The organism is Streptomyces laculatispora (genome assembly GCF_017353455.1).
GTDB lineage: Bacteria > Actinomycetota > Actinomycetes > Streptomycetales > Streptomycetaceae > Streptomyces > Streptomyces laculatispora.
In genome coordinates this window covers 1-12,299 of sequence record NZ_JAFMPZ010000597.1, presented here as the reverse complement: position 1 = coordinate 12,299, position 12,299 = coordinate 1, and the positions used below count along the sequence as shown (strand labels likewise).

Annotated in this window: 13 protein-coding genes and 1 pseudogene; 6 read left to right on the top strand and 8 right to left on the bottom strand. The window is 72.5% G+C overall.

Annotation, left to right across the window (positions count from 1 at the left end):
* Window positions 1-171: 171 nt before the first annotated feature.
* A complete protein-coding gene (locus tag J1C73_RS31440; protein WP_207319346.1) occupies window positions 172-1,032 on the top strand; it encodes an inositol monophosphatase family protein in 861 nt (286 codons plus the stop codon).
* Here J1C73_RS31440 and J1C73_RS31435 read toward each other — a convergent pair.
* Complete coding sequence (locus J1C73_RS31435; RefSeq protein WP_207319345.1) at window positions 993-2,276, bottom strand: MFS transporter; 1,284 nt, start codon at window positions 2,274-2,276, stop codon at window positions 993-995. The two genes, J1C73_RS31440 and J1C73_RS31435, sit on opposite strands and share 40 nt — an antisense overlap.
* The gene (locus J1C73_RS31430) at window positions 2,273-2,812 is read right to left on the bottom strand and encodes a winged helix-turn-helix domain-containing protein (RefSeq protein WP_207319349.1); all 540 of its coding nucleotides are present in this window, start codon (window positions 2,810-2,812) and stop codon (window positions 2,273-2,275) included. The genes J1C73_RS31435 and J1C73_RS31430 overlap by 4 nt, the downstream gene beginning before the upstream one ends.
* A gap of 229 nt (window positions 2,813-3,041) precedes the next feature.
* Between J1C73_RS31430 and J1C73_RS31425 the strand changes: the two genes are divergently transcribed.
* Entirely contained in the window at window positions 3,042-3,923 is an 882-nt protein-coding gene (locus tag J1C73_RS31425; RefSeq protein ID WP_207319344.1) for an EamA family transporter, read from the top strand.
* A gap of 118 nt (window positions 3,924-4,041) precedes the next feature.
* Window positions 4,042-4,647, top strand: a complete 606-nt coding sequence (locus tag J1C73_RS31420; protein ID WP_207319348.1) for a Uma2 family endonuclease — start codon at window positions 4,042-4,044, stop codon at window positions 4,645-4,647.
* A 75-nt stretch (window positions 4,648-4,722) separates the two neighbouring features.
* Here the strand turns inward: J1C73_RS31420 and J1C73_RS31415 are convergent, their stop codons facing one another.
* From J1C73_RS31415 to J1C73_RS31400, 4 genes are all read right to left on the bottom strand, one after another.
* On the bottom strand, window positions 4,723-5,190 hold the full coding sequence (locus J1C73_RS31415) for a BP74-related protein (RefSeq protein WP_207319343.1): 468 nt from the start codon (window positions 5,188-5,190) through the stop codon (window positions 4,723-4,725).
* 170 nt (window positions 5,191-5,360) lie between these two features.
* Window positions 5,361-6,887 (bottom strand): PTS transporter subunit EIIC, encoded by a 1,527-nt coding sequence (locus tag J1C73_RS31410; protein ID WP_207319342.1) that lies wholly within the window; start codon window positions 6,885-6,887, stop codon window positions 5,361-5,363.
* A gap of 47 nt (window positions 6,888-6,934) precedes the next feature.
* On the bottom strand, window positions 6,935-7,900 hold the full coding sequence (gene murQ, locus J1C73_RS31405) for an N-acetylmuramic acid 6-phosphate etherase (protein ID WP_207319341.1): 966 nt from the start codon (window positions 7,898-7,900) through the stop codon (window positions 6,935-6,937).
* Between the two features lie 71 nt (window positions 7,901-7,971).
* Complete coding sequence (locus J1C73_RS31400; RefSeq protein ID WP_123460791.1) at window positions 7,972-8,889, bottom strand: MurR/RpiR family transcriptional regulator; 918 nt, start codon at window positions 8,887-8,889, stop codon at window positions 7,972-7,974.
* A gap of 103 nt (window positions 8,890-8,992) precedes the next feature.
* Here J1C73_RS31400 and J1C73_RS31395 point away from each other — a divergent pair, with 103 nt between their 5' ends.
* Together J1C73_RS31395 and J1C73_RS31390 are read left to right on the top strand one after the other, a co-directional pair.
* Window positions 8,993-9,361: a DUF8819 family protein gene (locus tag J1C73_RS31395; protein ID WP_207319340.1), complete on the top strand. Its 369-nt coding sequence runs from the start codon at window positions 8,993-8,995 to the stop codon at window positions 9,359-9,361.
* Window positions 9,358-9,630: a DUF4031 domain-containing protein gene (locus tag J1C73_RS31390; RefSeq protein WP_207319339.1), complete on the top strand. Its 273-nt coding sequence runs from the start codon at window positions 9,358-9,360 to the stop codon at window positions 9,628-9,630. The genes J1C73_RS31395 and J1C73_RS31390 overlap by 4 nt, the downstream gene beginning before the upstream one ends.
* Before the next feature lie 6 nt (window positions 9,631-9,636).
* Here J1C73_RS31390 and J1C73_RS31385 read toward each other — a convergent pair whose 3' ends face one another.
* Together J1C73_RS31385 and J1C73_RS31380 are read right to left on the bottom strand one after the other, a co-directional pair.
* A complete protein-coding gene (locus J1C73_RS31385; RefSeq protein WP_207319347.1) occupies window positions 9,637-10,869 on the bottom strand; it encodes a Cmx/CmrA family chloramphenicol efflux MFS transporter in 1,233 nt (410 codons plus the stop codon).
* 183 nt (window positions 10,870-11,052) lie between these two features.
* A complete protein-coding gene (locus J1C73_RS31380; RefSeq protein WP_207319338.1) occupies window positions 11,053-11,727 on the bottom strand; it encodes an HD domain-containing protein in 675 nt (224 codons plus the stop codon).
* Window positions 11,728-11,843: 116 nt separating this feature from the next.
* Here J1C73_RS31380 and J1C73_RS31375 point away from each other — a divergent pair.
* A pseudogene (locus J1C73_RS31375) lies at window positions 11,844-12,257 on the top strand (maleylpyruvate isomerase family mycothiol-dependent enzyme); the annotation flags it as partial.
* Window positions 12,258-12,299 lie beyond the last annotated feature (42 nt).

Genomic DNA, 12,299 nt, shown 5'->3' with positions numbered 1-12,299 from the left:
CCCGGCGGGGGCTCGGAGTGGGACTGCCCGCCCGATGCCGTCCGGCCGGCCCCGCCGGGGCTGGTGCTGCGGGCGCGGGTGACGGAGGTCAACAGGGAGGGGCAGCTGCCGCGGTGAGGGTGCGAAGGGGTTTCGGGCCGCGGCGGGAACGGGCGCGGATAGCCTGCCCTCATGCCGAGCATGAACATGGAAAGCGACGCACAACTGGCCGTCAGGGCGGCCCAGGCGGGAGCGGCGGTGGTCCGGGGCATGTACGGGACATCGCCGGAGCGGTTCGAGAAGTCCGGCGGTGACTTCGCGACGGCCGCCGACCTCGCGGCGGAGAGGGCCATCCTCGACGTCCTGCGAACCGCCCGGCCCGATGACGCGGTGACGGGTGAGGAGAGCGGCCGCACCGGCGCGGACGGCGCGGAACGCCGGTGGCTGGTCGACCCCCTGTGCGGCACGTTGAACTACGCCGTGAACACCATGGTGGTCGCGGTGAACATCGCCCTGCGCGTCGGGTCCTCCTTCGCGGCGGCAGCGGCGGCCGACCCGTTCAGCGGGGAGGTGTTCTGGACGGACGGCGAGCGCGCCCGTGTCCGTACGGGCGGTGCGGGCGGGGCGGACGAGGAGTTGGCGCCCTCGTCCGGGTCCCGGCTGGTGGACGTCAACCTCGACCCGCCGTTCCCCAACGCGCCGGACTTCCGGGCGGTCGGCCTGCTGGCCGCACCGGGGTTCGCGGAGCACTTCCGGCCGCGCGTCGTCTCCAGCACCCTGGCCGTGGCCTGGGTCGCGGCCGGGCGCCGGGCCGCGTACGTCACCGACGGCAGGCTGCGCGACAGCGTGCACTTCGCCGCCGGTATCGCCCTGTGCGAAGCGGCGGGCTGCGTGGTGACCGGCATCCACGGCCAGCCGCTGCACACCGGTGCGGGCGGTCTGGTCGTGGCGGCCGACGAGGAGACGCACGCCCTGCTGCTGGAGATGATCAGGAGCCAGGTCCCGGCCGGCCGTCAGGCCGGATCGGACAGTGGAGCCGCGGGCTCCGGGTGACCTGGGCCGTCGGCCGGGGCAGCGCCACGCAGCGCCGCCTCCACCCGGCGGTTGCTGGTCATGGTTCCCGTGACGGCGGTCATGGCGAGGAGGAGTCCGGCGGCGGCGTAGAGCGGGGTACGTACGTCGTACGTGGTGGCCAGCCAGCCGCCGAGGAAGGCGCCGAACGGGGCGGCGCACATGGCGAGCATGCGGGAGGTCGAGGCGACCCGGCCCATCAGGTGGGCCGGGACGATCGCCTGCCGGAGGGAGGGCCCGAGCACCATCGTGGCGCCCATGCCCGCCCCGCAGACGGCGAGCGCGAGCCCGGCCACGTACGGACTCGGGGCGGCGGCAAGCCCCAGGATGGCAAGCCCCTCGACCGCGGCCGTGCAGGTCAGTGCGGTGCCGGTGCCGAGCCGGCGGCCGAGGGACGAGGCGATGCCCGCGCCGAGCAGGCCACCGGTGGCCTCCGCCGTGAGGAGCAGGCCGAAGCCGAAGTCGCCGATGCCGAGACGGTCGTGCGCGAAGAGGGCCAGTACGGTCTCCACGGCGAGGAAGGCGACGTTCCCGACCGCCGGACGGAGCGCGAGCCCGAGCAGCAACCGATCCCGCATGACGTACGAGGCCCCGGCCCGCGCCTGCCGGAGCAGCGACTCGCGGGCGCCTCCGGCAGGCCGGGGCATGGCGGGCAGCGACCGTACGAGCAGTGCGGAGAGCGCGAACGACACCCCGTCGGCGAGCAGTGGAACCGACCGCCCGAGCGCGAGCAGCGCACTGCCCGCGGGCGGCCCCGCGAAGCCGGAGGCGGCGGTCTGGGCGCCGCGCAGACGGGAGTTGGCGCGCTCGAGGAGTGCGGGCTCGCGGCCGAGCAGATCCGGCAGGTAGGCCGTGGCGGCCGTGTCGAAGAAGAGTCCGCCGAGGCCGAGCAGGAAGGCGACGGCCGCGAGCAGCGGAATGCTCAGCACGTCGAGCACGGCCGCCGCCGCGGGTATCGCGAGCAGCACCGCGCGCGCCGCGTCCGCGACCCACATCGTGCGCCGGCGGTCCCAGCGGTCCACCAGCGCACCGCCGAGTACCCCTAAGAGCAGCCACGGCAGCGTCCCGGCGGCCGTGACGACGGCGAGCGCCATCGGATTCCGCGTCAACGTCAGAGCGAGCAGCGGCAGCGCGGCATGTGTCACCCCGTCGCCGAGCGAGGACACCGTCTGCGCGGTCCACAGCCGTCCGAACCCTGTCGGCAACTTCTTTTCGGCTGAGGTCACTTGGAGCCAGCTTCGGCCTGCTCGTGCGGCGCGGGCCGGAACAGCGCGAAGACGAGTGACGCATCCGGGAGCGACGGATCGGACAGCTTCTGGTACTCGTCCGCCAGTGCGTCCAGCCGCGCCCCCAACTCCGCGAACTGTTCCTCGGTGAGCCGCAGATGAGCCATCCGCACGTGCCGCTCGCCATCCGTCGGCGCGGCCTCCAGGTCCGCCACCGCGTGCCGCATCAGCGCATCCGGCTGCCCCGCCACCGGATCCGGCAGCACGATCGCTCGCGCGGCCATCGCGTAGTACCGCTCGGTGACCCCCCGCACCTTCCGCGTCCGTACCACCTTCACCAGGCCGGCCCGCTCAAGCAGCCGCACGTGGTAGCTGGAACTCCCCTTCGCGAGGCCCAACCGCCCGGCGATCTGCGTAATCGTCGCCGGCTCGAAGCGGAGCACGGCCATGATCCGGTGACGCGTGAGGTTGGAGACGGCGCGCAGCTGCTCGTCAGTGGTGACATGAATCGTCTCGGGAAGCTCTTCGGCAGGCATGCCGTCAATGGTCAACGATTCTTGACCATTGAGCAAGGGGTTTTCGCGCACGCCTTTTCGACGCGGGGTGACACGGCCGGCGTGATCCCGTGTCACCGCGACCTGCCCTGCACCGGGAGCAACCGCACCGCAGGAGCGCCGGCCGGTGCCGCCGGCCGGTGCTGAGACAGTGGGCAGTCGCGTGGAGCGGAACCCGTCGTCCGCGGGGCTCGGAAAAGGGGAATGATTGATGCCGGCCGTTCTCGTCCTGCTGCTCTCCGGCACCTGGCTGCTGTCCGGCGCCCTGGTCACCGGGACCGATCCGCTGATCGTCGCGGTGGGCCGCAGCGCCGTGTGCTGCCTGGTGCTCACCGTCGTCGCCGTGTCGAGCACCGGCGGCCGGGCGGATCTGCGCCGGGCCGCGGCCCGGCCCGGGACCGTCTGGCTGCTGGGCCTGCTCGGCTTCGCCGGGTACGCGGCGGGCACCCTGCTCGCCATCCCCCGGATCGGCACCTCGCTGACGAACCTCGTCGTCGCGCTGATGCCGTGCGCCTCGGTGGCGGTCGGCGCGCTGTTCTTCGGCGAACGCTCCGGGCCCCGCAAGGCGGCGGGCGCGGTCCTGGCCTGCGCGGCGGCGGCCGGATACGCGGCGCTGGGCGCGGATGCCGGGGACCTGGACGCGGTGGGGCTGCTGCTGGTGGCGGCCGCGACGGTGGCCTTCGCGGTGTACGGGTTCCTGTACCGGGACCGGCTGTCCGGGCTGCCGCCGCTGGCCGTCCTGCCCGTGCTGCTCGCGGCGGCCACCTGCCTGCTGCTCCCGATGGCCCTGCCCGCGCTGATCGCCCACCCCCCGACCCTCGCCGCGACGGGCGGGATCGTGGTGCTCGGCGCGGTCGTCTACGCCCCCGCCTACCTCGTGCAGCACCGCCTCATCCTGCTCCGCGGCCCGGTTTTCACGGCCGCCGTCCAACTGGCCGTCCCCTTCACGGTCCGGCTCGGCGACTGGGCCCTGGACTCCGCATCCGCCCCCTCGCTCGCCGAACTGCTGTTGCTGGCGGTGTGCTGCGCGGGGATCGCGCTGGTGACCGTCCAGGCGAGCCGGTCGGTCGAACCCGCCCCCTCCGACCGGTGAACAGAGGGAGCGTTCGGTGCGTCCATCACACGATCGTGGGACGCTGATGGAAGCGGCCCCGCGCCGCGCAACCGTCGATCTACGCTCCCCAAACAGGCTTCAGGAGAAGGGACCCGCGATGACCGCCGCGATGGTCGAGCACCAGCAGGACTCTGAAGGCCGCCCGTGGGACTACCTGCTTCATACCTGGCAGGAACTGGACGTGCCCGAGGGGTGGCGCGCCGAGATCGACGAAGGGCAGATCGTCTTGGTACCGCCGCCGCATGCCCATCACAACGGCATTGCCGATCTGGTTCAGCAGTGTCTGTACCGGGGACTCCCCGACGGGCTGGGCATCTATCAGACGCTCGGTGTGCACGTGACACCGCTCGACAAGCTCTACGTACCGGACCTCGTGGTGATGCCACGGGAGCTGATCGTGGCTGCCGACCCCGACACCAGTGATCCGATGGACGCCGCCGACGCGCTCCTCATCGTCGAGATCACGTCGAAGGGCAACGCCCGGGAGGACCGTACGAAGAAGTACCGCGCCTATGCGCGCGCGGGCGTGCCCATGTATCTGCTGATCGACCGGTTCGACACACGTGGGGCGATGGCCACGCTGTTCACCGAGCCGAACGAGGACGGCACGTTCAAGCGTTCCGACGCGGTGCCGTTGGGGAAGCCGCTCACGCTTCCCGAGCCCTTCGGTACGACGCTGCCCACCGACGGGTTCCCGGTCTGACCCGGAAACGGATGAGGGCGCCGCCCCGGGCCGGGGCGGCGCCCTTCTCGCTGTCCGCCGGGTGCGTGCGGTGCCTTACGGCGCGGGGACTTCCTTGACGAGGCGCGAGTTCCACGGGCAGTAGACCAGGCCGGGCAGGAACGGGCCGCCGGCCTCGTCGAGGTGGTCCTCGGTGTAGCTCAGCGTCGCGTCGCAGACCTCGATGGCGTAGTCGAAGAAGCCGACGGTCGCGGGGTCGTAGTGGAAGCTGTAGTTCGGGTTGTAGTCGGCGGGGTACTTCTTGAGCCGGCCGATCACGTGCGGCCGCTCGTTCGTCGCGCCGCTGAGCAGCTCCCGGGCGTGGTCGATCTGCTCCTCCTTCACCAGCTTCACGACGAGGTTCTGACGGCTGTAGCCGTCCGTCATCTCGAAGAAGGCCGGCGTCACGGCCGCGGCCCGCCGGCCGCCGGTCGTGTGCTGCTCCGCCTGGGCGGGCTGGGCGACCGTGAAGCCGAGCAGTGCCACGGCCGCGAGGCTTCCGAGCTTGGTGAACGTGCTTCGCACGAGGGTCTCCATGAGTGCGCGGAGTCATGTTGATCATGACTTTCGTGACGCACTGTATGTCATCAGGAACAGAAAGTGATCACCGGCGCTCTGGTGTGGGGATTACGCGCGTGCGCACATGGCTGAGGGCGGCGCCCGGTGTCGGGTGCCGCCCTCGGTCATGCGCGGGTTCAGACCCCGGCGGGGGTCTTTTCGAGCGGGTCCGGGCCGGTGACCGGTGCGGGGGTGCCCGCCGCGGTCGCCGTCGCCGGTGAAGCGGCCGGTTCCTGCGACACGTTGAACTCCGTCAGCAGGTCCTTGCTGAAGCCGAAGAAGTACGTGGCGACGAAGCCCGCCAGGTAGCCGACGACCAGGCCGCCCGCGTAGATCGCGATCGTCGGGCCCAGGCCGTGGTTGCCGTCCAGCAGCGGGAACAGGGCCCAGCCGGACGGGCCGATCGCGGTGGAGCCGACCGCGTCCCCGAGCTGGTTGAAGAAGCCGACGAACGCGCCGCCGAACGCGCCGCCCACGCACGCCGTGATGAACGGGCGGCCCAGCGGCAGCGAGACACCGTAGATCAGCGGCTCGCCGACGCCCAGGAAGCCCGCGGGCAGGGCGGACTTGATGGTCCTGCGGATCGACTCGTTGCGGGGGAGGCGGAAGAAGACCGCGATGGCCGCACCGACCTGGCCGGCACCGGCCATGGCGAGGATCGGCAGCAGGACCGTGTAGCCCTGCTGCTCGATGAGCGTGGTGTGGATCGGGATCAGCGCCTGGTGCAGGCCCAGCATGACCAGCGGGAGGAAGAAGCCGCCGAGCACCAGGCCCGCGCCCGCTCCGCCGTTGGACAGCAGCCAGTCGGCGAACGTGCCGATCGCGGTGGAGACCTCACCCGCCACGTACATCAGGCCGAAGATCGTCACCAGGCCGGAGACCAGGACCGTCAGGGTCGGGGTGACCAGGACGTCCAGCGCCTCCGGGACCCAGCGGCGGCACCACTTCTCCACGTACACCGCGAGCACCGCCGCGCCCAGGGCGCCGAGCACGCCGCCCTGGCCGGGGGAGAGCTTCTGGCCGAACGCCTCAATGTTCGCGACGCCCGGGAAGACGATGATGGCCGCGACCGCACCGCCGAGGATCGGCGTACCGCCGAACTCCTTCGCCGTGTTGTAGCCGACGAAGACCGCGATCAGCGCCATGAAGCCGGACGCCATCGCCGCCAGGGCCGGGGTGACCGACGTCAGCCAGCCGAGGTTGACCAGCAGGCCGTTGAGCCCGGCGATGATGCCGCAGCCGATCAGGGCCGGGATCAGGGGCACGAAGATGTTGGCGATCCTGCGCAGGAAGAGCTTGAACGGCGTGGCGTTCTTCGCCTTCCGTGCCGCCTTCATCTCGGCGCCCTGCGAGGCGAGTTCGTCCGCCGTGACCGTGGTGGCGGGCTCCGGGGCGGACGCCCGGCCCTCCTCGACGAGCTTCTCGAACTCCGGCGTGACGCGGGCGACCGTACCGGGACCGAGAACGATCTGGTACGTGTCGTCGTCGACCACGCCCATGACGGCGGGGACGGCCTTCAGCGCGTCGTCCTGGATGAGCGAACGGTCGTGCAGGCCCAGCCGGAGCCGGGTCATGCAGTGGGCGATGGAGCTGACGTTCGCGGCGCCACCGACGAGCGGAAGGATCGCGGCGGCAGTGGCGCGGTTCTTGTCTTCTGTAGCCATGGTGCGTGGTGCCTTGCTGTGCGGGGGAGCGGAGGTGGAGCGGGAGGTCAGGTGGTGCGGGGGGCGGCGGCGAGCGCGGCGCGCAGGTGGCCGTCCGACGCGGCCAGGAGCGTGGCGGCGGTGGGGCCGTCGACCTGGCCGAGGATGGTGAGGATGGCGTTCTTCACCTCACCGTCGGTGGCGGCGAGCGCGGCCTCGATCTCGGCGTCCGACGCCCCGGTGGCCAGCGAGACGATCCGCCGGGAACGGGCGCGCAGCTTCTCGTTGGAGGCACGCACGTCGACCATGAGGTTTCCGTACGTCTTGCCGAGCCGGATCATCGTGATCGTCGAGAGCATGTTGAGGACGAGCTTCTGGGCGGTGCCCGCCTTGAGCCGGGTGGAACCGGTGAGCAGCTCCGGACCGACGACGACCTCGACGGGGTGCTCGGCCGCCCCGCCCAGCGCGGAGTCCGCGTTGCAGGACAGGCCGATGGTCAGCGCGCCCTTGGCGCGGGCGTGCTCGACGGCACCGATCGCGTACGGCGTGCGGCCGGAGGCCGAGATGCCGACCACGGTGTCGTCGGCGGTGAGGCCCAGGGCGTCGAGGTCGGCGGCGGCCAGCTCCTTGCTGTCCTCGGCGCCCTCGACGGCGGTGATCATCGCGGACGGGCCGCCGGCGATGAGGCCGATGACGTCCGCCGGGTCGGTGTTGAAGGTGGGCGGGCACTCGCTGGCATCCAGCACGCCGAGGCGGCCCGCGGTGCCGGCGCCCGCGTAGATCAGCCGGCCGCCGCGGGCCATGCGCGCCGCGGTGGCGTCGATCGCGGCGGATATCTCGGGCAGCCGGGCGGCGACGGCGGCGGGGACGGTCTGGTCCTCGCCGTTCATGATCCGGGCGATCTCCGCGGTGGCCAGCTGGTCGATGTCGGCGAGCTCGGGGCGGAACGCCTCGGTGGTGAGCTGCGCGAGCTGGGCGCGCAGCTCCCCGTATCCGTCGGGGGCGGTGGCGTCGGCGTCGGTGATGGAGGTCATGGAGAGCGGCTCTGCTTTCTTGAACTCGTACGGTTCTGCGGGTGCGGGTGCGGGGTTGGTCTGTCCGGACGTCAGCGGGTGCGGGGGTTGTGGCGGTGGGCCAGCGCCTCGTAGGAGGCGGCGAGGGCCGGGGCCGCCGTCTCGTACGTACGCTGCGCGACTCCGATGAACAGGCAGTCGACGACCAGGAGCTGGCTCGTCCGGCTCGACATCGCGGCGGGGCGCAGCTCGCTCTCGCGGGCCGTGGACGTGGTCAGTACGTGGTCGGCGTACTGCGTGACCGGCCCGTCGGGGCGGCCGGTGATCGCGATCGTCGTCGCGCCGCGGTCGAAGGCGACCCGCAGCGGCTCGATGACGTCGCCGGTCGAACCGGAGTGGGTGATCGCGATGGCCACGTCACCGGCGCGCAGCTGCACGGCGTTGGTCACCGCCAGGTGCGGGTCCATGTTGGAGTGCGCGATCAGGCCGATGCGGGCCAGCTTCTGGGCCAGGTCCTGGCCGACGAGTGAGGAGGCGCCGACCCCGTAGATGTCGATCCGGCGGGCGGTGGCGGCGGCGGCCACGGCGGCACCGAGCTGCACGGTGTCGAGCCCGGCGGCCGTGTCGGCGAGGGTCTGCTGCTCGTCGTAGGCGAGTTTGGCGACCACGTCGGCGATCGGGTCGTCGACCGCTATGTCCGCCGTGACGGCGGGGGCCCGGCCGGACTGCTGGTGGGCGGCGAGACCGGCGAGCGCGAGGCGCAGGTCGCGGTAGCCGGGGTAGCCGAGGAGGCGGGCGGTGCGGACCACCGTGGCCTCGCTGGTGCCGGTGAGCTCGGCGAGACCGGTGACCGTCAGGGCGGCGCAGCCTGCCGGGTCACCCGCGACCGCCTCGGCGACCCGCTGCATGGAGCGGGTCATGGACGGCGCGAGCGTGCGCACCTTGGCGGCGAGGGCGGCCGGGGCGGGCGGCGAATCAGCGCTGAAACTTTCCTTCAGGTCATTGGTCACATTTGAAAGATATTTTCAACGCGCATGTCCGTCAACCCCCCTTTGGTCCCGACCTCCGGCAGCGACGGCGGGGCGGGCCGGTGCGCAGGTGGACAATGGCCGTATGGAGCTGAATCCCCTGGAGCAGGCGCTGCACACCGCCCGCGCACTCGTCATGGCCGACCTCGCCGCCGGAGACGTCGCGCAGGCGCAGATCGTCTCGATGGTCGAGGACGCGGTGACGCACCGGCGCTGGTGGGTCGAGCAGTGGCCACAAGGCGTGGAATTCGTGGTCGGCCTCGTCGCCCAGGACGTCCAGGACGCGCTGCTGGAGGAGTACGGGCGCTGGCCGCTGTGCCCGGTCTGCGACGCGGGCGACCCGCACGCGCTGGACGTCGAACCGGAGCTGGGCCCGGACCCGCACTGGGTGTGCACGAAGGCCGCCGTGGCGGTCGCGCCGGTCGGCTCGCTCAGCGCGATAGCGCGCCCGTGACCCTCTACATCGATCCGCCGGACTGGCCGGGGCACGGGCGGCTCTGGTCGCACCTGGTCAGCGACGAGTCGTTCGACGAGCTGCACGCCTTCGCGACGTCCATCGGCTGCCCGGAGCGGGCCTTCGAGCGGGACCACTACGACATCCCGGAGGCCCGGTACGAGGACGCGGTACGGGCCGGCGCCCGGCAGATCGGCTCCAAGGAACTGGTCCGCCGGATCACCGAAGCGGGCCTGCGCCGCCCGAAGGGGCGCCCGGCGCCGGGCTGAGAGCGCTCAGGTGGCCGTCGAGGGCGCGGACTCCATCGCCGCGCCCTGCGAGCCGGCGGCCGGCGCACCCGCCACCAGCCGGGACGGCGAGGTGCGGCCGCGCTGCAGCCGCAGCGAGAACACCACCGCCACCAGTGCCAGTACGGTCATCGCCGCCCCCGCCCACGCGGTCGCCGCGAACCCGAAGTCCGCGTCGATCACCGTGCCGCCCAGCCAGGGGCCACTGGTGTTTCCGGTGTTGAACGCGGCGGTGGTCGTCGCACCGGCCAGCGTGGGGGCGGCGCCCGCGACGTTGAACATCCGGGCGTTCAGCGCCGGGGCCGTGTAGAACGCCGACAGACCCAGCAGGAACGAGAGCACGATCACGGCCACCTGGCTGGAGGCGAACAGCGCCAGCGCGGCCAGGAAGACCGTCGAGGCCGTGATCCCGCTCAGCAGCACCCCGAAGAGGTGCGCGTCCGCGACCCGGCCGCCGATCGTCGTACCGATCAGCGCGCCGATCCCGAAGAGCGCGAGCACGGTCGGCACCCAGCCGGAGTCCAGCCCGGCGACGTCCGTCAGCACCGGCGCGAGATAGCTGAACGCGCAGAACACCCCGCCGGCCGCGAGCGCGGTGATCGCGATGGACAGCCACACCTGCCGGTCGCGGTAGATGCCCATCTCCCGCTTCAGCTGCGGCTTCTCGTCCGGGACGGGGATGCGGGGGATCAGCGTCGCCACCCCGACGAGGGCGATCGCGGAGGCCACACCGACCGCCCAGAACGCCGACCGCCAGCCGAGGTGCTCCCCGAGGAAGGCCCCCAGCGGCACCCCCAGCACGTTGGCGATGGACAGTCCGCCGATCATCACGGCCATGGCGCGCGCCCGCTGGTCCACCCGGACCATCGCGATGGCGACGGCAGAACCCACGGCCCAGAACCCGGCGCACGCGAAGGCGCTGATCACCCGGGAAGCGAAGAGGATCTCGTACGTCGGCGCGAGCGCGCCCGCGACCTGACCGAGGCCGAAGACCGAGATCAGCGCGATGAGGGTGGTGCGGCGCGGCAGCCGCAGCGTCGCGACGGCGAGCAGCGGGGCGCCCACCACCATGCCGATCGCGAACGCGGATATGAGGAGCCCGGCGCGCGGGATCGACACGTTCATGTCGTCGGCGATGGGCGGCAGCAGTCCGGAGAGCATGAACTCGCTGGTGCCGAGGGCGAAGACGGAGAGGCCGAGTATGTATACGGCCAGGGGCATACGCGAGCGGCGCGCGGCAGAGTCGGGCATGACAGGTCCTAACAGTGCGCTTACCTGTTACATTCCCGGGCCGGATCGGACCTGATCGGACCTGATCGGACTGGATCGGACCGGACCGGGACGGATCGGGACGGATCGGGCCGGCACCGCTCCGGAGCGGTCCGGTGCCGGCGGCGTGTCCGCTCAGCGTGCGAGCAACTCCAGCTCCGTCAGCAGGTTGTGCCGGGCCCTCGGCTCCCACTCGGCCGCCCCGTACGGCGTACGGAACAGCCGCGGCAGCTCCAGGAGCTGCCGCAGCACGGCCGCCCGGCCCTCCCGGAACGCCTCGTCGGGCACGAAGCCGTACTCCTCGCGCACCTGGGCCGCGTACCGCCCGTACTCCTTCGGCGACGACGCCAGGATCGCCAGGTCCGCGTCGCACAGCACCTCGCCGTTGCTGTCGCCGTCGGCCGGATCGTGCGTGACCGTGAGCCGGACCAGCCGGGCGACCTCGGCGGTGGTCCCGGCGGGCACCCCCGCCTCGGGCAGCGCGCGCTCGGCGAGGACGGCGCTGCGCTCCTCGTTCTCGGAGCGGTCGGGGCGGTAGACCGCGTCGTGGAACCAGGCGGCGAGCCGTACGGCGTCCGGGTCCGCGGCGTGGCCGGCGAGCGTGTCGACGCGGTCCAGGACCGCCGTCAGATGGGCCGTGGTGTGGTACTTGCGCTGGGGTTCGGCCCAGCGTGCCAGGAGGTTGTCGGCGTACGGCAGCGGGTCCGGGCCGTCGGCGCCGCGCCGGGCCGGGACCAGGCAGTCGCGCCACCGGCCGCGCAGTGCGTCGTCGGCGCCGTGGCGGTCGGGCCGGGCGGTGTCGTCGTCCATGCCTGTGAGGTTACGACCTCTCCCGCGTGTCCCGCCGCCGCGGCGGCACCGGGCGCCGGGCCACGTGTTCGCCGAATAGCCAAGTCCGCCGGGGAGCCGGATGGTTGGCTGGGGGCATGGCTGACGAACGCGATCCCGAACTGCCCGGTCTCCTCCTGCGCACCGAGCGGGAGGCACTCCTCCCGTTGCTGCGGTCCGCCGCCGCGAGCGATTTCGCTCTGCGCACCGCGTGCCCCGGCTGGACGGTGCGGCATGTCCTCGCGCACTGCGGTTCCGTGCTCGACCGGGTGGTGGAGAGCCGGTTCGGGCCGGATGTGTTCAGCCCCGAGTGCAACGAACGCGACATCGCCGAGCGCGCCGACTGGACGGACGCGCAGGTGGTGGACGAGCTGGAGCGCGGGATGGACGAGGCCGGTACGGCCATCGCCAAGGCGGGCGGGAGGCTGGACGCGGTGGCGCTGGGGGAGTGGATTCACGCGGGGGACGTGCGCGAGGCATGGGGGCTCGAAGGGGCGTACCAGGGCGCCGGGCGAACGGGGCCAGGAGCCTGAGCGCGTGGGTCAGCCCGGCGC